At 52.5% G+C, this 20,532-nt stretch carries 26 protein-coding genes and 1 tRNA gene; 18 read left to right on the top strand and 9 right to left on the bottom strand.

Translation table 11 applies throughout. The features are described 5' to 3' along the window. The first annotated feature begins 13 nt into the window (after positions 1 to 13). Both HY272_06960 and HY272_06955 read left to right on the top strand, forming a co-directional pair. Positions 14 to 418 (top strand): hypothetical protein, encoded by a 405-nt coding sequence (locus tag HY272_06960; GenBank protein MBI3772422.1) that lies wholly within the window; start codon positions 14 to 16, stop codon positions 416 to 418. A 240-nt stretch (positions 419 to 658) separates the two neighbouring features. After that, the gene (locus HY272_06955; protein ID MBI3772421.1) at positions 659 to 1,144 is read left to right on the top strand and encodes a host attachment protein; all 486 of its coding nucleotides are present in this window, start codon (positions 659 to 661) and stop codon (positions 1,142 to 1,144) included. A 67-nt stretch (positions 1,145 to 1,211) separates the two neighbouring features. Here the strand turns inward: HY272_06955 and HY272_06950 are convergent. After that, positions 1,212 to 1,286: transfer RNA gene (locus HY272_06950), tRNA-Gly, on the bottom strand. A gap of 98 nt (positions 1,287 to 1,384) precedes the next feature. Here HY272_06950 and thiS point away from each other — a divergent pair. The 11 genes from thiS (at position 1,385) to HY272_06895 (ending at position 8,730) form a co-directional block, all read left to right on the top strand. After that, positions 1,385 to 1,585, top strand: a complete 201-nt coding sequence (gene thiS / locus HY272_06945; protein MBI3772420.1) for a sulfur carrier protein ThiS — start codon at positions 1,385 to 1,387, stop codon at positions 1,583 to 1,585. A gap of 31 nt (positions 1,586 to 1,616) precedes the next feature. Next, positions 1,617 to 2,438 carry a thiazole synthase gene (locus HY272_06940; protein MBI3772419.1) on the top strand — a complete coding sequence of 274 codons (822 nt, stop codon included), beginning with the start codon at positions 1,617 to 1,619 and terminating at the stop codon, positions 2,436 to 2,438. Positions 2,439 to 2,607: 169 nt separating this feature from the next. Beyond that, the gene (gene trmB, locus HY272_06935) at positions 2,608 to 3,300 is read left to right on the top strand and encodes a tRNA (guanosine(46)-N7)-methyltransferase TrmB (GenBank protein MBI3772418.1); all 693 of its coding nucleotides are present in this window, start codon (positions 2,608 to 2,610) and stop codon (positions 3,298 to 3,300) included. Between the two features lie 58 nt (positions 3,301 to 3,358). After that, positions 3,359 to 3,967 carry a sigma-70 family RNA polymerase sigma factor gene (locus HY272_06930; GenBank protein MBI3772417.1) on the top strand — a complete coding sequence of 203 codons (609 nt, stop codon included), beginning with the start codon at positions 3,359 to 3,361 and terminating at the stop codon, positions 3,965 to 3,967. Continuing rightward, positions 3,967 to 4,230 carry a zf-HC2 domain-containing protein gene (locus HY272_06925; protein ID MBI3772416.1) on the top strand — a complete coding sequence of 88 codons (264 nt, stop codon included), beginning with the start codon at positions 3,967 to 3,969 and terminating at the stop codon, positions 4,228 to 4,230. Before HY272_06930 ends, HY272_06925 begins: the two co-directional genes overlap by 1 nt. 203 nt (positions 4,231 to 4,433) lie before the next feature. Next, positions 4,434 to 5,519, top strand: a complete 1,086-nt coding sequence (locus tag HY272_06920) for a beta-propeller fold lactonase family protein (GenBank protein MBI3772415.1) — start codon at positions 4,434 to 4,436, stop codon at positions 5,517 to 5,519. A 352-nt stretch (positions 5,520 to 5,871) separates the two neighbouring features. After that, complete coding sequence (locus HY272_06915; protein ID MBI3772414.1) at positions 5,872 to 6,138, top strand: DUF2282 domain-containing protein; 267 nt, start codon at positions 5,872 to 5,874, stop codon at positions 6,136 to 6,138. A 5-nt stretch (positions 6,139 to 6,143) separates the two neighbouring features. Continuing rightward, positions 6,144 to 7,022: a DUF692 domain-containing protein gene (locus tag HY272_06910; GenBank protein ID MBI3772413.1), complete on the top strand. Its 879-nt coding sequence runs from the start codon at positions 6,144 to 6,146 to the stop codon at positions 7,020 to 7,022. Next, positions 7,006 to 7,779 (top strand): putative DNA-binding domain-containing protein, encoded by a 774-nt coding sequence (locus HY272_06905; protein MBI3772412.1) that lies wholly within the window; start codon positions 7,006 to 7,008, stop codon positions 7,777 to 7,779. Before HY272_06910 ends, HY272_06905 begins: the two co-directional genes overlap by 17 nt. Beyond that, positions 7,763 to 8,224 (top strand): DoxX family protein, encoded by a 462-nt coding sequence (locus HY272_06900; protein ID MBI3772411.1) that lies wholly within the window; start codon positions 7,763 to 7,765, stop codon positions 8,222 to 8,224. The genes HY272_06905 and HY272_06900 overlap by 17 nt, the downstream gene beginning before the upstream one ends. A gap of 275 nt (positions 8,225 to 8,499) precedes the next feature. After that, a complete protein-coding gene (locus HY272_06895) occupies positions 8,500 to 8,730 on the top strand; it encodes a hypothetical protein (protein MBI3772410.1) in 231 nt (76 codons plus the stop codon). A 13-nt stretch (positions 8,731 to 8,743) separates the two neighbouring features. Here the strand turns inward: HY272_06895 and serB are convergent, their stop codons facing one another. Beyond that, positions 8,744 to 9,589, bottom strand: coding sequence for a phosphoserine phosphatase SerB (gene serB, locus HY272_06890; GenBank protein MBI3772409.1), 846 nt, complete (start codon positions 9,587 to 9,589; stop codon positions 8,744 to 8,746). Between the two features lie 105 nt (positions 9,590 to 9,694). Further along, positions 9,695 to 10,867, bottom strand: a complete 1,173-nt coding sequence (locus tag HY272_06885) for an oxygen-independent coproporphyrinogen III oxidase-like protein (GenBank protein MBI3772408.1) — start codon at positions 10,865 to 10,867, stop codon at positions 9,695 to 9,697. 128 nt (positions 10,868 to 10,995) lie between these two features. Between HY272_06885 and HY272_06880 the strand changes: the two genes are divergently transcribed. Further along, entirely contained in the window at positions 10,996 to 11,673 is a 678-nt protein-coding gene (locus HY272_06880) for an OmpA family protein (protein MBI3772407.1), read from the top strand. Between the two features lie 315 nt (positions 11,674 to 11,988). On the opposite strand, the gene HY272_06875 is transcribed toward HY272_06880, so the two are convergent. Further along, the gene (locus tag HY272_06875; protein MBI3772406.1) at positions 11,989 to 13,050 is read right to left on the bottom strand and encodes an exo-alpha-sialidase; all 1,062 of its coding nucleotides are present in this window, start codon (positions 13,048 to 13,050) and stop codon (positions 11,989 to 11,991) included. Positions 13,051 to 13,129: 79 nt separating this feature from the next. On the opposite strand from HY272_06875, the gene HY272_06870 reads away from it, so the two are divergent. Continuing rightward, complete coding sequence (locus HY272_06870; protein MBI3772405.1) at positions 13,130 to 13,888, top strand: YdcF family protein; 759 nt, start codon at positions 13,130 to 13,132, stop codon at positions 13,886 to 13,888. Between the two features lie 58 nt (positions 13,889 to 13,946). On the opposite strand, the gene HY272_06865 is transcribed toward HY272_06870, so the two are convergent. Next, on the bottom strand, positions 13,947 to 14,549 hold the full coding sequence (locus HY272_06865) for a CHRD domain-containing protein (protein MBI3772404.1): 603 nt from the start codon (positions 14,547 to 14,549) through the stop codon (positions 13,947 to 13,949). A 541-nt stretch (positions 14,550 to 15,090) separates the two neighbouring features. Between HY272_06865 and HY272_06860 the strand changes: the two genes are divergently transcribed. Continuing rightward, the gene (locus tag HY272_06860) at positions 15,091 to 15,378 is read left to right on the top strand and encodes a hypothetical protein (protein MBI3772403.1); all 288 of its coding nucleotides are present in this window, start codon (positions 15,091 to 15,093) and stop codon (positions 15,376 to 15,378) included. Between the two features lie 109 nt (positions 15,379 to 15,487). Here the strand turns inward: HY272_06860 and HY272_06855 are convergent, their stop codons facing one another. From HY272_06855 to rph, 3 genes are all read right to left on the bottom strand, one after another. Continuing rightward, complete coding sequence (locus HY272_06855) at positions 15,488 to 16,834, bottom strand: tRNA 5-hydroxyuridine modification protein YegQ (protein ID MBI3772402.1); 1,347 nt, start codon at positions 16,832 to 16,834, stop codon at positions 15,488 to 15,490. A 146-nt stretch (positions 16,835 to 16,980) separates the two neighbouring features. Further along, positions 16,981 to 17,583, bottom strand: coding sequence for an RdgB/HAM1 family non-canonical purine NTP pyrophosphatase (rdgB, locus tag HY272_06850; GenBank protein ID MBI3772401.1), 603 nt, complete (start codon positions 17,581 to 17,583; stop codon positions 16,981 to 16,983). A gap of 2 nt (positions 17,584 to 17,585) precedes the next feature. After that, the gene (gene rph, locus HY272_06845) at positions 17,586 to 18,305 is read right to left on the bottom strand and encodes a ribonuclease PH (GenBank protein MBI3772400.1); all 720 of its coding nucleotides are present in this window, start codon (positions 18,303 to 18,305) and stop codon (positions 17,586 to 17,588) included. 299 nt (positions 18,306 to 18,604) lie between these two features. Here rph and HY272_06840 point away from each other — a divergent pair, with 299 nt between their 5' ends. Together HY272_06840 and HY272_06835 are read left to right on the top strand one after the other, a co-directional pair. Continuing rightward, on the top strand, positions 18,605 to 18,895 hold the full coding sequence (locus tag HY272_06840; protein MBI3772399.1) for a nucleotidyltransferase family protein: 291 nt from the start codon (positions 18,605 to 18,607) through the stop codon (positions 18,893 to 18,895). Positions 18,896 to 19,074: 179 nt separating this feature from the next. Further along, positions 19,075 to 19,941, top strand: a complete 867-nt coding sequence (locus tag HY272_06835) for a YicC family protein (GenBank protein MBI3772398.1) — start codon at positions 19,075 to 19,077, stop codon at positions 19,939 to 19,941. 170 nt (positions 19,942 to 20,111) lie between these two features. On the opposite strand, the gene HY272_06830 is transcribed toward HY272_06835, so the two are convergent. Next, positions 20,112 to 20,423 carry a HigA family addiction module antidote protein gene (locus HY272_06830; protein ID MBI3772397.1) on the bottom strand — a complete coding sequence of 104 codons (312 nt, stop codon included), beginning with the start codon at positions 20,421 to 20,423 and terminating at the stop codon, positions 20,112 to 20,114. Positions 20,424 to 20,532: the final 109 nt, after the last annotated feature.

The following is a 20,532-nucleotide window of genomic DNA, read 5'->3' as shown; positions in this document are numbered from 1 at the left end:
AAGATTAGGAATAATGGTGGTGATGGAAATCAACACAACAATCATTGAGATTGAGTCGGATAATTTCCCCGCTCAGGCAGGGACTCTATACAGTCAAGCGTTTTCAAATACCGAGCGCTTGCGGCGTGCGCTAAAAATGCTGGTGATTCTATGGGCGGTGGCGCTGGTAACGGTGTTTATCCCGATTGCCCATTTTGTGCTGGTCCCCACGTTTTTACTGGCAGGACCGATTGTGGCTTTGCGGCGTTATGGCATGAAATCAGCGCTGGAAAAGGTGGGGGGGGTATGTCCGGCCTGCGGCCAAGAGATCGCCATCCCCCTGGAGCCAAGTGACTGGCTGCCCAAACGGACCTATTGTCCGGCCTGCAATAAGCCCTTGAGGTTGATGTATAATGACCCCGCAGTAGCAACCCAATAATTCATCCTTCAAACTCGTCAGAGTAATCAGGTCAACTTATGCGAGCTGTTTTTGCGCTCATGATCATTAGTGTATTCGTCGTGTCCGGCATCATAACCCTGTTGTTGATGCTCTACATGCTGGGCTTTTTCGGGCACTAAATTTTTCCCGCGAGTTTGTATGCGGATCCTTGTTTTCCCTGCCTTTCAGGTCCATGATTTAACAAAGGGCTGTTGATTGTTTCAACGATTGGAGGGTGATATGAATAACTATTGCGTAGTCGTGACCGACGGTGCCAGGGCCCGTTTTTTTCTCCTCGAATCCGGGCAAGTGGCCAAGGGTGGCCCCAACCTCATCGAAAAGAGCGATCTGATCAACCCGGAAGGTGTCGCGTCGGGGGCGGAGTTATTCAGCGACACCCGGCCAGGCAGGGTGATGGCGCCAGACGGTGGTGGTGGCCAAAGTTTTGACGATCACCGCAGTCAGCACCACGAGGAGAACGAACGGCGTTTCGCCAAAAAGATAGCGGAGACTGCATTGAAAGCAGTGGGGGATCAAAAGGCGAAGCACTTGGTGCTGGTGGCGGACAAGCGGATGTTGGGTTATTTGCGCGGCGCGTTCACCGCGTCGCCAAAGGCCGGGCTGGAGATCAGCGAAGTGCCCAAGAATTTGACCAAACTGGCGCCCCAGGAATTGCATGAGCATCTGGCACTGGAGCAGGTTTTGCCGCAGCGCCGTAGTTTGTAATTGGGGGCGGAGGGAGTTGATGTAAAGAAGGGGGCTTAGCCCCCTTCTTCGTTGTTAAATATGAGCTTGGAGCGGGCGATGGGAATCGAACCCACGTCTCTAGCTTGGGAAGCTAGGGTAATAGCCATTATACGACGCCCGCGAGGAGCCACATTTTCACTGGTTCAGATCCTAAGGTCAATCCGATTGATGTAAAATGGCCCCCTTCTTGAGCATGACCGGTTGTGACGGGAGCAGTGGATGGAAATTGTTGTGAATGGAGTGCCTCGGCAGGTGGCTGAGGATTACACCGTCGCCAATTTGATTGCGGACATGGGGTTGCAAGGACGGCGACTGGCAGTGGAGGTTAATCTCGAGATTGTGCCGCGCAGTCTTCATGCCGCGCAGCGGTTTTCTTCCGGAGACAAGGTTGAAATCGTGCATGCCATTGGCGGCGGATAATACGTTAGCAGTTTAAATCAGGATAAATAGCATGACTGACACAGCACAACTTACGCGCGAAGAAACGACTGCCGCGAACGATCCGTTAATTGTGGCCGGCAAGGCCTATCAATCGCGCCTGTTGGTGGGTACCGGCAAATATCGTGACATGGAAGAAACGCGCCGTGCTGTTGAAGCCAGTGGTGCAGAAATCATCACCGTCGCCATTCGCCGTACCAACATCGGCCAGAATCCAAATGAACCAAGTCTGCTCGATGTGTTGCCGCCGAGCCGCTACACCTATCTGCCCAATACCGCCGGTTGTTACAGCGCTGAGGATGCGATCCGCACCTGTCGCTTGGCGCGTGAATTGCTCGATGGCCACGATCTGGTGAAGCTGGAAGTCTTGGGTGATGAGAAGACATTATTTCCCAATGTGATGGCGACCCTGAAAGCTGCGGAAGTGCTGATCAAGGATGGTTTTAAGGTCATGGTCTATACTTCGGATGATTTGATCGTCGCCAAGGAATTGGAAGCGATGGGTTGTGTGGCCGTCATGCCGCTCGGCGCGCCGATCGGTTCCGGACTGGGGATACGCAATCCCTACAACATCCGCTTCATCGTTGAAGAATTGAAAGTACCGGTGTTGGTCGATGCGGGTGTCGGCACTGCTTCAGATGCTGCAGTCGCCATGGAACTTGGTTGTGATGGTGTGTTGATGAATACCGCGATCGCCGCTGCAAAAAATCCCATATTAATGGCCTCGGCGATGAAAAAAGCGGTCGAAGCCGGGCGTGAATCATTCCTCGCGGGACGTATGCCACGCAAGCTATACGCCAGTGCCTCGTCGCCAGTGGAGGGAGCTTTTTTCTAATACTTAAATACAAAACCGCTAAGGCCGCAAAGGTGCGCTAAGATTTACCGAAATGTATCTCGCTTATAAATACTGTTGCCCAGTTGAAGGTATCTATCGTTGGTGAATGCAATAACTTCGCGATCCTTCGCGTCCTTTGCGATTTTAAAGGGTTTTTTCGTGGTTAACCATGCCCAATAGCAATCGTCCCCTCCGCACCGTCCGCAGTTTTGTCCGTCGCATTGGCCGCACCACGGCAGCACAACAGCGTGCCCTGGATGAAATGTGGCCACGCGTTGGCCTGGAACCAGGTGCGACGCCATTAAATTTTATTGAAATATATGGCCGCTCCGCACCGCTCACGTTGGAGATTGGTTTTGGTATGGGTGATGCGCTGGCACCATTGGCGGCGACGCATCCCGAGCAGGATTTTCTCGGTATTGAAGTGCATCGGCCAGGTGTTGGCCGTTTGCTGTCCAGGCTGGGTGAGCAAGGCAGTACCAATGTGCGCGTGCTTTGTGCCGACGCCGTCGATATTCTGCAAACACGGATTCCGGATCAATCGTTCGATCGAGTGCTGATTTTCTTTCCTGATCCCTGGCATAAAAAAAAGCATCACAAACGGCGGCTGATTCAGCCCGATTTTATTCAGTTATTGCGGCGTAAGCTCAAAGTCAACGGCGTGTTGCATCTGGCGACGGACTGGCAGGATTATGCTGAGTGGATGATGGATGTATTAAATGCGGCTGAAGGTTTCGAAAATCTCGCTGGTGCCGGTCAATGTGCCGAGCGACCGGATTACCGACCTGTCACCAAATTTGAAAGCCGAGGCCAGCGGCTGGGGCATGGCATCTGGGATTTGCTGTTTAAAAAGATTTCATGATGATTGCATCTCGAGCCAGCTTGTATTGCGCTGCCTAAACAACCTAAGCTAACCGGTCATGGATGACGGCGAATTAATTACCAGATTACTGGCGGGCGACGAGGAGGCATTCCGGCACGTCGTTGGCGAGTATCATGGACTGATGCAGCATGTGGCGCGCGCCATTATCGGTAGCGAGTTTGCCGAAGAAATCGTGCAGGATGCCTGGCTGGCCGTGATCCAGGCCCTGCCTCAGTTTGAACGGCGTGCCAGTCTTAAGACCTGGATTCTGCAAATTGTCGGCAATCTGGCCAAAACGCGTCTGCGCCGCGAGCGGCGTTCGGTCGCTGTCGGGGATGCCGCAGATATTGAGTTGGTCGCCGCAGCCGCTGGCCAGATGTTTCAGCCGGATGGTCACTGGGTGGAACCGCCCGGCCACTGGCATCAAGATACCCCGGAACTGATGTTGGCCAGTGAACAATTACGGGCAGTGATCGATTGTACGCTTGTTGCGTTGCCGGAAGTGCAACGGACGGTGTTGACGCTGCGCGATGTTGAGGGGCTGGAGATGGATGAAATTTGTAATATTCTGGAGCTTTCCGAGTCTAATAGTCGAGTGTTGTTGCATCGCGCCCGCTTGCGACTGTGGCAGGCCATCGATCAATTTCAGCGCGGCGAGGCTGGCTAATGTTTAAGTGCCGGGATATTCATGACCACGCCAGTGACTACCTGGAAAAACGCCTCTCCTTATGGGGGAGGATTCAATTCCGCTGGCACCTGTTTATCTGCGTTCATTGCCGCAACTTCATTCGTCAGATGCGAACCACTGTCAGTACGCTGGCGGGCTTGAAGAAATCTCCAGACAGCGGCGCCATTGATAATCAGGTGGCCTTGCTGCTGCGCCAGCGCCAATCCTCCTCCTCGAAGTCCACTTCGAAAAAAGATCAGTAATTTTCATTCCCATCTGTAACAAAGCGGGGAGTCCCGCGTCTTTATCTGCGAGCACCGGCCGGCGCGGGTAAATCTATTTCATCATTGCAACTTTGACGCTATTTGGCGTTACGAGGCGGCTGCACGCGGACAGCAGTACCGCGAAGGCGGCATTGGGCCGCCGATTTGATCTTTCTTCATTCACAACCAAGAGGAAAAAAATCATGGACATTAAAAGATATTTTCTAGGGAGCGCGACAGCGGCGATATTCCTGTTAGGATCGTTCGGCGCGCAGGCTCATTCAGGAGGCGCGGCATATACCATGACTAACGCGCCTGAAGATAACCGGATCGTTGTTTTTAGCCGTGATGCGCAAGGAATTCTCATTAAAACAGATGCGGTCTCTACGGGTGGCAAAGGTTCCGGAGGCGGCTTGGATCCGTTGGCGTCTCAAGGATCGCTGGTGCTCGCTGACGAGGGTAAATGGTTGCTGGCCGTTAACGCGGGAAGCAACGATATTTCTGTGTTCCGCGTGAAGAATGATGGTATCGAGTTGAGTGACAGAACCGGTTCCGGCGGCAGTTTTCCGGTGAGTGTGACCGTTTCGGAACATATCGTTTATGTGCTCAACAACGGTGTCCCCGCGAATATTACAGGTTTCCGGTTGAGCGATCATGGGCAGTTGGTGCCACTGCCGGATTCCACGCGTGCGTTGGGCTCGGGCTCCTTTGGTCAGGTTGCATTCGATGCGCAGAGAAAGTCGCTGGTGGTCACCGATAAAGCCAATAACAGATTGTTGGTATATCGCACGCGTGAGCATGGCTTGCCGGATGTCACGCCTGTGGTCTCGGCATCCGCCGGCAACGTCCCCTTTGGTGTTGCTTTTGACAGGGTAGGGCATCTGCTGGCGGTGGAGGCAGGCAGTAATGCAGTGTCGTCTTATGATCTGCTGCGCGACGGCAGCTTGCAAACCATTACCGCATCAGCAGCTAACGGCCAGATCGCAACATGCTGGATCGTTGTGAACCAGCGGGGCGATGTCATTACCACCAATCCCGGTACGCACTCCTTATCGGCCTTTCACGTTGATGCGCAGACGGGTGCCGTGACATTGCTGAATGGTTTGGCCGGGGCCGGTGATCGGCCGCTTGATATTGATGTGTCCAAGGACGGCCGTTTTGTTTACGCCGTAGATCCGGCGAACGGTGGTGTAGACATGTTCAAGATCGAGCACGACGGCAGTTTGACCGGTATGGGCAATGTCGATGGCGGTTTGCCGTTGTTTGCGCAAGGTATGGCGGTGCGCTAATCGATTGAAACACGATCCTCATTAAGTTGCGAAAGCAAGGAGGACGGCAGCGATGCCGTCCTTTTGTTTTTTATCTCCATGATTCGAAAAAAAGATCAGTAACAGCTTGTTGAAAAACTCCCTCTCCTCCAGGGAGAGGGTTGGGGTGAGGGGTTAAATGCCTCATCACTACTTGATTTTATCCCCTCATCCTAGCCTTCTCCCGGAGGGAGAAGGGACTAAGAGCCTTTTTCAACAAGCTGCTAATTTTTCATTTCCTCCTGTAACAAAATAAGACTTCATGCGTCTCTATCTGCGAGCACCACGGGTGTGTCGAAACTGAGTTCATCATTACAGATAAGGAGAAGCAACTATGGGTAATCGTAAATCTTCAGTTCAAGCAATTATGGCATCGGCCATCGCATTAAGCCTGATGGGTGCGTCTGCATCGGCCCTGGCAGCCAAGGATGACATGGAGAAATGCTACGGTATTGTCAAAGCAGGCAAAAACGATTGCAAGACCTCGACCAATTCCTGTGTCGGTCACGCCGAGAAAGATGCCGACCCAAATGCATTTCTTGTCGTACCGAAGGGGACATGCGACAAGATCGTTAATAGCAGTGCCAAACCGAAGGCTTAACGGTCATGGTGACGCAACATCGAAACCCCAGGTCTCGGGTTGCACATCCGATCCCGGCGTGCGCCGGGATCGGTCTTCGGGCCGAGCATTATGAGGACATTTTGCATGCACATCCCGATGTCGGCTGGCTGGAAGTGCATAGTGAGAATTATTTTGGCGAGCGTGGGCGGCCGTGGCAGATACTGGGGCAGATTCGTGAACATTATCCAGTCAGTCTTCACGGAGTAGGATTGTCGCTAGGTTCGACCGATCCGCTGGATGAGGTTCATTTAAAACAACTCAAGCGTTTGATCGAGTATATTGAGCCCGGCTTGATCTCGGAGCATGTGTCATGGTCATCAGTACAAGGCCATCATTTCCATGATTTACTGCCGTTGCCGTATACCGAAGAGGCGTTGATGCATCTCGCGGGCCGGGTCACGCAGGCCCAGGAGATTCTTGGCCGCCAAATTCTGATGGAAAATCTGTCAAGTTATGTGCGCTACGCACATTCAACCATGAGTGAATGGGAATTTCTTTCCGAGCTGGTGATCCGTAGCGGTTGCGGGTTATTGCTGGACGTTAATAATGTGTATGTCAGCGCCATCAATCATCGGTTCGATCCGAAAACGTATTTGAACAATATCGTGCCAGGCGTTGTCGGTGAGATACATTTAGCCGGCCACACCAGGAAGTTGCGCGACGCGGCGACCTTTATTATCGATACCCACGACCAGCCAGTATCGAAAGAGGTCTGGGATTTGTATGAGCACGCAGTTGCCCGTTTTGCGGGCATTCCGGTGTTAATTGAATGGGACGCCGTCTTGCCGCCGCTGCCGGTGTTGGTGGCCGAAGCACAGCGCGCACAACACATTATGGATGGGTGTTATGCACTCACTGCGTGATTTACAACTCGAAATGGGTCAACTGATTGTGGTGCGGCAGCTGAATGCGGTGCCGGATGAACTGATAAGCGATCACTTCTCCAGCCGCGAGCGGTTGACCGTATACCGCAATAATTTTGTGCTCGGGCATCATGAGGCGCTGGCCGCTGTGTATCCCGTCATAAAACGGTTAGGGGGGGAGGCCTTCTTTGGGGCATTGGCAGAGGCTTATCGGCAACATGATCCACGCACCAGCGCCAATGTGCATGCCTACGGTGTGACGCTGGCGGAGTTTCTGAAAGATTTTCTTCCGGCCAAAGCACTTCCCTATTTGTCAGATATCGCGCGGCTGGAGTGGGCCTATCACGAAGTTTTTCATGCGGGCATTAATGCTGAAGCAAGCTTGGTTTTGAATGCAGCTGAGATGAACGATGATGGTGTACTGATACCGCATCCCGCCCTGCGCTGGCTTGAGTCACAGTACCCGGTGCTGGAAATATGGCAACAACATCGCCGGGATGAACTTGAGGAAATCGATCTTGGCAGTGGCGGTGATCGGTTACTGATCTATCGCACTGATTTTGATGTCGAGATCGTCCGGTTAGGAGTGTCCGAATATGCGCTAGTAACGGCCTTGGCGGGTGGTGTGCCAGTGGGTGAGGTATTTACTGCTTATGCGGATCAGACGGATGTGGCGACTGTCATGGCCTTTTGTCTGTCGCGCCGGATTTTTATTGGTTTAAAACAGAGGGGGAAAGCTGATGAAAGTAGCTGTTAATCCTGTTTTTCATGCGTGGCAATATGTCGCCAAAGTTCTGGACTGGCTGGCACCGCTGGCATTTTTATTATTGCGTGTGTGGGTGGCGTGGGCGTTTTTCAAATCGGGTTATCTGAAAATTACCAGTTGGGATACCACACTTTATCTTTTTGAGAACGAATATGCAGTGCCATTACTTTCGCCACTCTATGCGGCCTATCTTGGAACGTTTATCGAATTGGTGATGCCTGTATTGCTGGTAATTGGCTTGCTGGCGCGGCCTGCTGCATTGCTGTTGTTTATGTTCAATATTATGGCCGTAATCAGTTATCCGGATCTTGATCCTGCTGCCGCGACCGATCATCAGGCTTGGGGTGTAGTTTTACTGTTATTGGCAACGGCTGGGGTTGGCCGTTGGTCGTGTGATCAGTGGTCAAGTCGTAGAATTAAAGCATTTGCAATATAACTTAAGACACCATTGGGTGGCTGTTATAGCCGTGTCAATGTTGTGTTATTTGTGATTGCGCAAGCGTTGCGCCACCAAAGAATCATTAATCACTAATATTCTTATTTGCTAGTAATTATTTGAGTTCATGAGGAATTTTTTCAGTACTTCAGGCACATATTTTTTGTGCTTTGCGGTGGATTATTTCTGTGGTTATGATATTGCCAATGGTCTTTCGGTGTTGTTGCTTCTGAATCAATCAACACGAAGTGAAAAACAATCAGGGGTCACGGGGTATGATCAGTAAAGAGTGTATGAGCGCGCAGCGTTTGACGGTGTTGGGGAATGCATTGGCGTATGAATTGAGAAATTTTGCTGACGACAATTGTCGCGCGGATGTGAGTGATAAAAAGTGCCGCGAGTTGCGAGAGCTGTTGTCCGCCTGGGATGATGCGTTAGGGAGTTTCCGGAAGGAAATCGAATCCAACGGCAAGCGGAGTTTGCTATTGGATATCGTTTCTCCCTAGCGGCCAAGGTGGTTTAGTGCGGTAGGTTGAGCAGGCTCAATACACCCTCCAGTCCGCAATGATTCAGTACTGTATGGGCTTGAGCTTGGACCTTGGGTTTGGCGTGGTAGGCAATGCTGAGTCCGGCTTCTTTCATCATGATGAGATCATTGGCGCCGTCGCCTATTGCAATGGCTTGTTTCGGAGTAATGTCTAGCGTCGAGCAGAGTTCGAGCAGGAAATCGCGTTTGCCTTCGGCGCCGACAATGTTGCCCAGTATCTTGCCTGTAAGTTTGTTGTCAATAATGTCGAGCGTGTTACCGCGCGCGTAATCCAGCTTGAGTTGTGTCTTGAGTTGTTCGGTAAAGTAGGTAAAGCCACCCGAAACCAGTGCGACTTTGACGCCTTTGGCATGCAGGCCGGCGATCATGGTTTCGGCGCCGGGATTGGGGCGCAGCCGTTCGCGATAGACATGATCAAGCGCGCCGGCATCAAGTCCGGTCAGCAGCCCCACGCGTTTGGTCAGTGATTGTTCAAAATTCAGCTCGCCGTGCATGGTGGCTTCGGTGATGGCGGAGACCTGGGGTTTGATGCCAGCAAAGTCCGCGATTTCATCAATGCACTCGATGTTGATCAGGGTTGAGTCCATGTCCGAGATTACTAGGCGCACCGTAGTCGGATCAAAACTGTCAGCCAGCAGGTTTAAGTCAGCGTGATATTCCTGGCTCAGGCGATTGAGTGTGTCAGCATCGATGGTATTGATAATCTGAGCACGAAAATGGCCGCGGGCGCACGGTTCGAGTCGTGCATTAAGGCGATCAGCAATCGCTTGCGCCTGAGCGGGAGTCAATTCCGGGCCTTGCATCACCAATGTTGTCATTTCAACTACCTTCAAATCCTGTAATCAAGCCGCGCATTTTCGCATATTAACCCGCATTTCTCACTCTAGGCGTCCTCGCTACGATCTGGGGTGAGAAATGCGGGTTTAGGTGTCTTCCGGTAAAAACATCTGCAACAGATCATTGAGAAAACGCTGCCCTTGGAGGGTAGGCCGAATGCGGTGGGCGTCCCATTCAATCAGCCCTTTGGACTCGGCCTTGTGCAGCGTCTCCTGGGCGATGTTCAGTGGCAGGCCGGTATGATCTTGAAACAGATGGCTGGGCACACCCTCAATCAGGCGCAAGGCGTTGAGCATGAATTCAAAGGCGGCATCTCGTGGGGTGAGCAGGTTGCTGCCGCCCAGTCGGGCCTCTGTGGCTGCGGCCGCCAGGTATTGATCCGGGTGCTTGAGTTTCCAGGAACGCTGGATCGATTGGCTGCGGGCATCGCTGATTTTGCCATGAGCACCGGCGCCGATGCCGAGATAATCGCCAAACTGCCAGTAATTGAGATTGTGGCGGCACTGGCGGTCAGGCTTGGCGAAGGCCGAGATCTCATAATGACCGTATCCCGCCTCTTCCAGCCGGGCGTGACACTGATCCTGCATTTCCCATAGCAAGTCGTCCTCGGGCAATTGGGGCGGCTGGGCGTGGAACTGGGTGTTGGGTTCCAGAGTCAGCTGATAATGCGAGAGGTGGCTGGGGCTGAGCGCGATGGCGGTATCCAGGTCTTTACGGGCCATGGCCACGGTTTGTGCAGGCAAGCCGAACATCAGGTCCAGGTTGAAGTTGTCGAAACCGGCGTGGTGCGCCTCTTCAGCGGCGCGGATGGCCTCGCGGCGGCCATGGATGCGCCCGATGCGCTGAAGCAGGGCGTCATCGAAGCTCTGGACACCGATGGAGAGCCGGTTGATGCCCACGGCCCGGAATTCATGAAATTTGCCGCTTTCGATCGTGCCTGGGTTGGCCTCCAGGGTAATTTCGGTGGTGGACGGAAAGGCCAGCCGGGCGCGCAGGCCGCAGAGCAGCCGATCCAGCGCCTCGGGCGAGAACAGGCTGGGGGTGCCGCCGCCGACGAAGATGGTTTGCACCTTGCGGCCCCAGATCAGCGGTAATTCCAGTTCCAGGTCAGCGATCAGGGCATCGACGTAAGCGATTTCAGGTATGCCGCTATCAACCTTGCGCGCATGCGAATTAAAGTCGCAATACGGGCATTTACGCACGCACCAGGGAATATGGACGTAAAGCGATAGCGGTGGCAGGGAGGTGAAATGAAACACGAGTCATTCCGGTTAAAGATAGGGCAGCATTGTACCGTATTAGGCGACATCTTCGCTGAACCTCTGGCCGGTTAGAGCCCGATTCGGTAAGATCGCACGAATTTTGTCTGAACCAGAAGGAGAGCAGTATGAAGTTGCAGTTGGGTCGTTGGGTAGTAGTAGGGTCCTGTGTAGTAGGGCTTGGGGTGGCGGGTTGCTCGACGGTGAATCCCTACACGGGTGAAAAACAAACAGCCAAGGCGACCAGCGGCGCACTTATCGGTGGTGTGACGGGTGCTGTTATTGGGGCTGCCACGGGGGATAAAGAACATCGCAAGCAACGCGTTCTGAAAGGTGCGGGCATTGGTGCCATCGCTGGCGGTGGTGTGGGTTATTACATGGATGTTCAGGAAGCCAAGCTGCGCGAGAAGCTGCAAAATACAGGTGTCAGTGTGACCCGTAATGGCGACAATATTATTTTGAACATGCCGAGCGCAATTACCTTTGATGTAAACAGTGCCGGATTGAAGCCAGATTTTTTCAGCGCGCTCGATTCTGTGAATCTGGTGTTGAAAGAATATGAATCGACGTTGGTGACAGTTGCAGGGCACACCGATAGCACGGGTGCTGCTGACCACAACATGGCGTTGTCGCAACAGCGGGCGCAGACTGTAGCGCAATACCTGCAAAATCACGGTGTAGTCGCCGAGCGACTGGCGGCGGTGGGTTATGGCGAGACCCATCCCGTAGCCTCTAACGAAACAGCCGATGGCAAGGCCCGTAATCGCCGGGTCGAGATCACGCTCGATCCAATCACCAAGCAGTAATTTTGTTAGAGCGCCCCGAATGGGGCGCTTTTTTATCGAGACAGTTGTCGATGAAGGCGTAGAGATTGATGTCGTGCAAGTGCGGGAGCTTATCGATTTTATTAAAACGATAGAGCCGTGTCCGGCGATTCTTTTTGGCAAATCGTAAGCATCCCTATTCGTTCACTTTTGCTGCCATGAGATTTATAGTCGCTCAAAATACCTTTGCGCGGTGGCCGTGGTCACTGATCGATATCCCTGGGGCATTTTTGGGCAGGCATTGTTTTTAGTATGGCGATTTTCTCGGATCGAGAAAAGGCTATTGCCTGGCTTGGATCAAGGGTGTGATGAGTTTTTATAAAGCATAGCGATCGGCAATTTCGAGATTTGTGTCATGGAGAGTTCCGGGTATTCGCGCCGATTGCCCGAACAGTAGGCGAGCAAGACATTATCTTTTGCAAAGTGAATGGCGGTATAGCAATACCATCCCTCCGGGTCATTTTCCAGGGTGATAACGTGATTCCAGCTTTTACCTTCATCGCGCGAGATGGCGGCAGTGAGCGGGGTACGTTCATCTTGTAAGGCGGCTTCCACTGTTGGTGAATTATTCCAAATCATGAGCAAATCGCCCGTGTTCGGGATGCGTTTGATCGAGGCTGGAGAGAGAGGCGACAAGATGGCTGAGGTTTGCAGTGGCGACCAGTGATCACCGCCGTCTTCAGAGTAAGAAAAATATTGATAGCCAGCGTCAGTGCGGCAGAACATCATCAAGCGGCCATTCTTGAGTTCGATAACACCTGGTTCCTGTACGATTACATGACGGGTTTCCATTTTACCATCCAAGGTGCTGACGCTGCGGCGCCAGGTCTGTCCTTGGTCATCCGATAGATAACACATCGCAACACCATAGGAGGTCCATTTTGGCCAACCGGGAGCGTTGTGCAGCGCAACAGGCATAACCAAGCGGCCGGACCGCAATTGTACGACGCGGTCGTTGAGAAGAACGTAATACCCCATCTCATTATCTGAGATGCAAGTAATTGGAGTGGTCCACGTATGGCCTTCGTCAGATGAGTAGCGCAGATAGGGGCGACAATCAGCGCTTGAGTTTTTGCGTTCATAAAATAGCGCGATGCGGCGATCAGGAAGGCGTAGCAGCGATACGGACATGACATTTTGTTTGCCTTCGTTGGCAACGATCAATTCATCATCAGTGGTCCAGGTCTGGCCATTATCCGGCGATAATCGAGCGACCAGGCAGGCGGCATCATGATCCTGATAACCGCCGCTAAAACGGGTGTAGATAAAGAGGATGCGGCCATCCTGGAGTTGAATGAAACTGCCCTCGCTATTGCGAGGATTGTTGTGGCTGGGGCGTAGTTGCAGTATATGTCGCATAACAATGATACTAGCGAAGTTTCGAGCGCCGATAAAGGCCAGTGCTGGCGGTTCGTTTTGAATCAGGGGAGCGTTTTGGATGGATTTACTTATTAATTACCTCTTTAAGAGTTTATTGTTGCCGCCGGGTTTGTTTTTGATGTTGTTGGCGATCGGCTGGATATTGCTGTGGTTCCGGCCATTTCTGGCCAAGCTGTTGCTGGGGCTGGTTTTGGTGCTGGGCTATCTGCTGAGCACGTCCTGGATCTCGCATGCATTGATTGATCAGTTACAGACTATGCCGGCGCTGACGGCAGATCAGGTCAAACGTTCAGGTGCTGGGGCAATCGTGGTGTTGTCGGCCGGGCGTTACAAAGATGCCCCGGAATATGGTGGGGACACCGTCGAAGAAAGTACGCTGATCCGGCTGCGTTATGGCGCTTATTTGCATCGCATCACCGGGTTACCAATTCTGGTGACTGGCGGTTACGGTTTCGACACCAGTGGCGATAGTCTGGCACAAGTCATGGCGGCAGCATTAAAAAATGACTATGGCATCACTGACGTATGGTTGGAAGGCGAAAGCCGCACCACGGGCGAGAATGCCATGTTCTCGAAAAAGGTCCTCGATGAAAAAGGTGTAAAGCGCGTTTTGCTGGTCACCCATGCCTGGCATATGCCGCGTTCGGTGGCGATTTTCAAGCAAGCGGGGCTGGATGTGGTACCGGCACCTACTATGTTTTTACTGGAACATGACAGCGGTGTGCTACAGTTTTTTCCGAATCCGGGCGCGTTAACGACCAGCTATTATGCGATGCATGAGCTGGTAGGCAGGGCTTGGTACGCGATTCGCTACTGAATATAACCATCACCCGCGATGGTAATGAAAGGGGTGCCGAAGCACCCCTGGCTATTGCTTAGTGCATATCGCCCATTTTTTCAAATGGACCATGGCCCATTTGATGAATTTGGCCGCGTATTTCACCTGGAACATTCTTCGTTGTATGCAGATTGATATACGCGTTTCCATGCATGATGTTCATGACCGCATCTTCAAAGGTATTGAGTCCAAGGCCAGGTGCCGGAATTAGATTGGCGGCGGTAAGTGTGCCACTTATCGATCCGGTCCACGGCCCGTCATTTCGTGGCAGAGGGAAGGGCGCATTGCTTTGATCTCCAAAGAGCCAGAGTATCACCGGGCCATTGGCGCCTTCAGGTCCAAGATGGATGTGGGCCATGAACAACGGCGTACTAAACCCCATTGCCTCGAATTGATAATGCAGCATCGTATGGTCGCTCGATAAGGAAAAGCGAGCATGGCCATGGGCGCCGGTGACCAGTGGTCCAATAGGAATCGTAATATTGTTATTATTTGCGTCTTTAATCGTTGCAGCTAACACCTGTTCGCCACCGCTAAGGTTGGCGGTGAAATTTTTCGGTTTCTCCTGATCGGCATAACTGTTGACATTCCATAGCAGGCACAAGCTGGTGCAAATGATCGCGGACATATGTTTAGACATAACATTCTCCTCCTTGAGTGAAATAAAAACTAAGTACCGACTGCGGACAACGGGAAAGATAAGCTGTGGTTGAAAGGTAAGCTTCGGACTGCAACACAACACTAGCACAGTTTGGTTGGTATTCAAGAGCACTTATTTGATGTTGTCAGGATGTTGCTAGTGAAGTAATTAAAATGCGTGAAACATCCAATGATGTTGATCAGGGCGTTTCTCATTGGCGACAACGTAAATTCAATTAACTTCAGTGTCTTGTCTATGCTTCTCTGTATTTCAGGGTTTCTGTGTCGCCGGGCGGCGACATTACTTGTTGTTCTGTTAACCAGCAAGACGCTGAGTAATTTCACCAACCATTTGATTTGCATCATAGAAAATACGGCTGGCACGGCATTTGCTAGTGTTGACCGGCGCGAGTTCAGCATGGTCACTTAAACAAAGTGAGTGTCGAAACTCCTTCACTGTCCGTTTCATATTTAATTCATGATGATGTGAGTTAATGAAACTGCATTCTGGCAATAAATGTATTCACACAAGGAGATTTACAATGAAACACACTAATGAAGTTGTGAAAATTCAAAATGTCGATGGTTATGCGCGTCTAGGTGACCTGTTATTAGGCATACTTTTGATTGCGTCGGTGTTTATGGTGGCTGATGGTCACTTGGGCTGGCTATCACTGTTGCCGATTGCTGCAGTGTATCCAATGTTTGTCGCTATCACGGGTTACAGTCCGCATCGAGCGTTGGCAAATGGAATTATGCATTATGTGGAAGGTTTTGATGTGAAGCATGAGAAGCCAGAGGACGAGCATTACCGGCTTGTGATGCATTGAACCTGCCGGCCATATGACCGAGAAATTGTGGCGGTGGCGAGCCTGGTGCCCGATTCGCAAGGGCGGATTTTAAATCTCAAAATGGTAGGGGCAGGTTTAAAACCTGCCCCTACAGTTGTCGCGCAATCAATCCGTAATCAGTGTTGGCGTCCGGTAGCGGGATGCGGACGTGATATCCCGCGCCGGGGGCTTCGTTCATCGCTTCGCCCTTCAGGCTTTCCATGCGCTCCAGGCGAATCATGCGATTGCCCTGCGGCAGAATCAGCTCCAGCTCATCGCCGACACGGAATTTGTTTTTGACCTCCACATCGGCTATGCCTGTCGTTCTGTCATAACCCGTAATTTCACCCACGAATTGTTGTTGCACCGATTTTGAAATGCCTTCGATGTAATTCTGCTGTTCCACGCTGTGATGGCGTTGATAAAAGCCATCGGTGTAGCCGCGATTAGCGAGGTTTTCGAGGATGCCCATCAGGCGCGGATTAAACGGGCGGCCAGCCACGGCATCATCGATTGCCTGACGATAGGTCTGCGCAGTGCGGGCAACGTAATAATGTGACTTGGTGCGGCCTTCGATCTTGAGTGAGTCGATGCCGATTTTTGCCAACCGCTCAACGTGCTCAATCGCGCGCAAGTCCTTTGAATTCATGATGTAGGTGCCGTGTTCGTCTTCAAGGATCGGCATCCAATCATCTGGCCGGTTCTTTTCGGCAATCAAATACACATTATCCGCCAACGGATGGCGTGGAATGTCGCTGCGATCGGCGTAACCGGTTTCGGTCATTGCCTTAAAGACATCGAACTCTATTTTTTGAATATCGCCTGTTTCGGTCTCGCGGGCAGGGCTAACGCCATATTCCCAGCGGCAGGCATTAGTGCAGGTACCTTGATTCGGGTCGCGATGATTAAAATAACCGGAGAGCAGGCAACGGCCGGAATAAGCGATACACAATGCACCATGGACAAACACTTCCAGCTCCATGTCTGGGCAGCGTTGGCGAATATCTTCGATTTCTTCCAGTGACAATTCACGCGACAGGATGACGCGCGATAGTCCCAGTGACTTCCAGAATTTAACCGCCGCGTAGTTCACGGTGTTGGCCTGCACCGAAAGATGAATCGGCATCTCCGGCCACTTTTCGCGCACCATCATGATCAGGCCAGGATCGGCCATGATCAGCGCATCCGGTTTGAGTGCAATCACCGGTTCCATGTCACCAAGATAGCTGTCTACCTTGCGGTTATGCGGCATCAGATTGCTGGCGACAAAAAACTTTTTGCCGAGTCTGTGCGCTTCATCGATGCCGATAGCAAGATTGTTCAAATCGAAATCGTTATTGCGCACCCGCAAGCTGTAGCGTGGCTGGCCGGCATATACCGCATCCGCGCCATAAGCAAAGGCATAGCGCATGTTGTTGAGGGTGCCAGCAGGGGCGAGTAGTTCGGGTGCTTTCATAATAGTGATCTAACCAAATGTAGGGTGGGTTAGCGTATTTTGCGTAACCCACCGAGCGTTGCATAGCAACACAATGCATTTTTTAGTGAGTGCCTGACGGCACAGTTGGTGGGTTACGCTGCGAAAAAACTCGCAGCTAACCCACCCTACATTGACAATGCCTTCAAATTTTCAACCAACTTCCGTAATGCCTGTCCACGATGACTCAATTGATTCTTTACCGCGGGTGTCAATTCCGCGCTTGCACAATTCTGTTCCGGTACAAAAAACACTGGGTCATAACCAAAACCACCATTGCCGCGTGGCGCATGCAGAATGCGGCCTTCCCATGTGCCCTGACAAATCAGCGGCGTTGGATCGTGCGCATGACGCATGAACACCATCAGACACTGAAACCGGGCACTGCGTTCCGTATCCGGCACATCGGCCATCGCGGTTAACAGCTTGCTGACGTTGTCACTATCAGACGCATCAACGCCCGCGTAGCGCGAAGAATAAATCCCCGGTGCGCCGCGCAGAAAATCCACTTCCAGCCCGGAATCGTCGGCAATCGCCGGTAATCCCGTTTGCGCCGCCGCATTGCGCGCCTTGAGGATCGCGTTTTCAACGAAGCTCAAACCTGTCTCTTCAATTTCAGTGACGTTGCAATCGGTTTGCGGCACCACGTCCCATGAAAATTCAGCGAGCATTTCACCGATCTCACGCACCTTGCCGCGATTGCCCGTGGCAAGTACCAGCCTTTGCTTCATGGTTACGCTTCCGCCAATGCCTTGCGTTGTTGTTCGAGCAGCGTGGTGATCCCGCCCTGTGCCAGCCCCAACATCGATTGCAGCTCATCCATGCGGAAGGCGTGGCCTTCCGCCGTGCCTTGGACTTCGATAAAGGCACCGGCCTCATTCATCACGACATTCATATCCGTTTCAGCGGCGGAATCTTCGGCATAATCGAGATCCAATACCGGCACGCCATTAAAAATTCCCACCGATACCGAGGCGATTTGGCCGTAGAGCGGGTCTTTTTTGATGGCGCCCGTCTTGTGCAAATGACGGCAGGCGTCCACCAGCGCCACATAGCCGCCGGTGATCGACGCCGTGCGCGTGCCGCCATCGGCCTGAATCACGTCACAGTCGATGGTGATGGTGTGATCCGCCAGCAGTTCCAGATTTACCACCGCCCGCAGCGAGCGGCCGATCAGGCGCTGAATCTCCATCGTGCGGCCACCCTGTTTGCCCGAAGCGGCCTCGCGATGCATGCGCTGGCCGGTAGAACGCGGCAACATGCCGTATTCCGCCGTGACCCAACCCTGATTGCTGTCTTTCATGAAGCGCGGCACCCGGCGCTCCACCGATGCGGTGCAAATCACCCGGGTATCGCCGAATTCCACCAAAACCGATCCCTCCGCATGCTTGGTAAAGCGGCGGGTGATCTTGATCGGACGTAATTGGTCGGGGCTTCGGCCGCTGGGACGCATAGCAAATTCCTTTATTTGTAAGACGAAAGCGCGGAATTATACCCTAAACCCCCTTACCCTTTCTCTGTCGATGGCGAGCCCGGATATTTCACTATGGATCGTTGCGAGGGCGTGTCTAAGGTGTTGAAGATTTGAGGCGCACGGAACTTTTGGCGGCGAAGACATAGTCAACACTATGTTGAGGCGGCAAAAGCGAGTACGGCTTGAAGATTCAATGCATTAGGCGGCCGCAGCAGATTTATGGTGAAATGTCCGGGCTAAGGGTTACCATAGGCCAACTACTAAAGAGGGGGCTGGTTATGAATCGGATGCAGGCACTACAGGCACTTGCCCGCGCCAAGCCTGAACTGGTGCGGCGCTTTGGCGTCACCCGGTTGGCCTTGTTCGGCTCCACGGCGCGTGATGAAGCCCGGCCGGATAGTGATTTGGATATTGTCGTGGCATTTGATGGGCCGGCCACGTCGCAGCGTTATTTTGGGGTGCAGTTTTACCTGGAAGATGAGCTGGGTTGCCCGGTCGATCTGGTCATCGAAAAAGCCATGCGATCCGAGTTGCGTCCTTTTATCGAGCGGGAGGCAGTGAATGTCTGAGCGCGTGAGTTTTGATGGATCTTTACAGTTCTAGTCCCTTCTCCCTTAGGGAGAAGGCTAGGATGAGGGGATGTAATTAAGCAGTTGCACGAATTACCCCCTCACCCCAACCCTCTCCCTGGGGGAGAGGGAGTCTTTCAGCAGTTATACCTATTTTCTTTTTTGGAGTTTGCACTCACATGATTTTAAGCATGACCTCGTTCGCCCGCCGCGAGCGCGACACCGAATTTGGCCGCCTGCGCTGGGAACTGCGCTCCGTCAATCATCGTTATCTTGATGTTAGCCTGCGGATACCCGATGACTTGCGCAGCATTGAATCCCGCATCCGTGAGCGGATCAGTGAGCGATTGAGTCGCGGCAAGGTCGATGCCGGGTTGCGTTTTCAGGCCGTGGCGACCGAAGCGCGTGAATTCGCCCTCGACACCGATGTCGTCAAACGTGTCGCCAAGGCCAGCAATGACATCAGCACCTATTTTGCCGATAGCGCGCCAGTGAATCCGCTGGATGTATTGCGTTGGCCCGGCGTGATGCAAATCACCGAACAGGATTTCGAGCCGCTCTACGAAGCCGTCATCGCCTTGCTCGACGAAACCCTCACCGAGATGATCGACAACCGCGCCCGCGAAGGCGCCAAGCTCAAGGCCGTCATCGAACAACGCTGCGACACGATTGATCAACTGGTGGCCGGTGCCCGCGTCCGTCTGCCCGAATTACGGACGCAGATTCGCACTCGTCTCGAAGATCGCTTAGGTGAACTCAAAGTCGAATTGGAACCCGGGCGTCTGGAGCAGGAAATCGTCCTGTTGATGCAAAAAATGGATGTCGATGAAGAAATCGACCGCCTCACCCATCATGTCCAGGAAGTACGCCATGTATTGGCACGCAAAGAACCCGTCGGCCGACGACTCGATTTTCTGATGCAGGAACTTAATCGCGAGGCGAATACGCTGGGTTCAAAATCCACGGACACTGAGCTGACGAAAGTGAGTGTTGAGCTTAAGGTGTTGATCGAGCAGATTAGGGAACAGGTGCAGAATATTGAGTGATTAGGATGGTGCCATTAAGATAACGGCGAGTATCAATGTAGGGTGGGTTAGGCGCGATTTTTTGCGCCGTAATCCACCAAGCATTGCGTAGCAACACAAACCATTTTTTAATGAGTGCCTGACGGCACAGTTGGTGGGTTACGCAAAAAACGCTAACCCACCCTACATTTCTATTGAGCGGTATGCTGATCCGCAGTATCTATTTTCAGCTTCTTGACCGCTTTCAGATTGATATTTTTTCGTGCGTGCCAGAGATCATAATGATCCTGCATCGACAGCCAGCTCTCCGGCGAACGCCCAAGTGCTTTTGACAATCGTAAGGCCATCTCGGGCGAGACATTGCTTTCACCGTTCAGCAGCCGGTTGAGCGTCGAAGGCGATACGCCCAGGCTCTCCGCTACCTTGCGCACGCTGATGGCGAAAGGTGTGATGTATATTTCCCGAATGAATTCGCCGGGATGCGGTGGGTTGTGCATGGCCATTGGTGATAATCCTCGTAATCTAAAACAATTAATACCCCTCTAACCCACCATCGCATCGCGATGATGGGTTTTCAAGAGACAATTCTGTCTCAATTTGCTTCATGAAGGC

This window comes from Gammaproteobacteria bacterium, from assembly GCA_016200485.1.
GTDB lineage: Bacteria > Pseudomonadota > Gammaproteobacteria > Tenderiales > Tenderiaceae > JACQEP01.
Note: the sequence above shows the minus strand (reverse complement) of the source record. Positions and strands in the feature narration are given on the sequence as shown.

Bases quoted from the DNA above. Each gene is read 5' to 3' on its own strand.
- serB (MBI3772409.1), bottom strand. From the start codon at position 9,589: ATGACAACATTGGTGATGCAAGGCCCGGAATTGACTCCCGCTCAGGCG.
- trmB (MBI3772418.1), top strand. From the start codon at position 2,608: ATGCCCAATAGCAATCGTCCCCTCCGCACCGTCCGCAGTTTTGTCCGT.
- HY272_06955 (MBI3772421.1), top strand. From the start codon at position 659: ATGAATAACTATTGCGTAGTCGTGACCGACGGTGCCAGGGCCCGTTTT.
- HY272_06870 (MBI3772405.1), top strand. From the start codon at position 13,130: ATGGATTTACTTATTAATTACCTCTTTAAGAGTTTATTGTTGCCGCCG.
- HY272_06830 (MBI3772397.1), bottom strand. From the start codon at position 20,423: ATGGCCATGCACAACCCACCGCATCCCGGCGAATTCATTCGGGAAATA.
- HY272_06855 (MBI3772402.1), bottom strand. From the start codon at position 16,834: ATGAAAGCACCCGAACTACTCGCCCCTGCTGGCACCCTCAACAACATG.
- thiS (MBI3772420.1), top strand. From the start codon at position 1,385: ATGGAAATTGTTGTGAATGGAGTGCCTCGGCAGGTGGCTGAGGATTAC.
- HY272_06840 (MBI3772399.1), top strand. From the start codon at position 18,605: ATGAATCGGATGCAGGCACTACAGGCACTTGCCCGCGCCAAGCCTGAA.
- HY272_06920 (MBI3772415.1), top strand. From the start codon at position 4,434: ATGGACATTAAAAGATATTTTCTAGGGAGCGCGACAGCGGCGATATTC.
- rdgB (MBI3772401.1), bottom strand. From the start codon at position 17,583: ATGAAGCAAAGGCTGGTACTTGCCACGGGCAATCGCGGCAAGGTGCGT.
- HY272_06880 (MBI3772407.1), top strand. From the start codon at position 10,996: ATGAAGTTGCAGTTGGGTCGTTGGGTAGTAGTAGGGTCCTGTGTAGTA.
- HY272_06930 (MBI3772417.1), top strand. From the start codon at position 3,359: ATGGATGACGGCGAATTAATTACCAGATTACTGGCGGGCGACGAGGAG.
- HY272_06860 (MBI3772403.1), top strand. From the start codon at position 15,091: ATGAAACACACTAATGAAGTTGTGAAAATTCAAAATGTCGATGGTTAT.
- HY272_06940 (MBI3772419.1), top strand. From the start codon at position 1,617: ATGACTGACACAGCACAACTTACGCGCGAAGAAACGACTGCCGCGAAC.
- HY272_06960 (MBI3772422.1), top strand. From the start codon at position 14: ATGGTGGTGATGGAAATCAACACAACAATCATTGAGATTGAGTCGGAT.
- HY272_06865 (MBI3772404.1), bottom strand. From the start codon at position 14,549: ATGTCTAAACATATGTCCGCGATCATTTGCACCAGCTTGTGCCTGCTA.
- HY272_06925 (MBI3772416.1), top strand. From the start codon at position 3,967: ATGTTTAAGTGCCGGGATATTCATGACCACGCCAGTGACTACCTGGAA.
- HY272_06910 (MBI3772413.1), top strand. From the start codon at position 6,144: ATGGTGACGCAACATCGAAACCCCAGGTCTCGGGTTGCACATCCGATC.
- HY272_06915 (MBI3772414.1), top strand. From the start codon at position 5,872: ATGGGTAATCGTAAATCTTCAGTTCAAGCAATTATGGCATCGGCCATC.
- HY272_06900 (MBI3772411.1), top strand. From the start codon at position 7,763: ATGAAAGTAGCTGTTAATCCTGTTTTTCATGCGTGGCAATATGTCGCC.
- HY272_06905 (MBI3772412.1), top strand. From the start codon at position 7,006: ATGCACTCACTGCGTGATTTACAACTCGAAATGGGTCAACTGATTGTG.
- HY272_06835 (MBI3772398.1), top strand. From the start codon at position 19,075: ATGATTTTAAGCATGACCTCGTTCGCCCGCCGCGAGCGCGACACCGAA.
- HY272_06875 (MBI3772406.1), bottom strand. From the start codon at position 13,050: ATGCGACATATACTGCAACTACGCCCCAGCCACAACAATCCTCGCAAT.
- rph (MBI3772400.1), bottom strand. From the start codon at position 18,305: ATGCGTCCCAGCGGCCGAAGCCCCGACCAATTACGTCCGATCAAGATC.
- HY272_06895 (MBI3772410.1), top strand. From the start codon at position 8,500: ATGATCAGTAAAGAGTGTATGAGCGCGCAGCGTTTGACGGTGTTGGGG.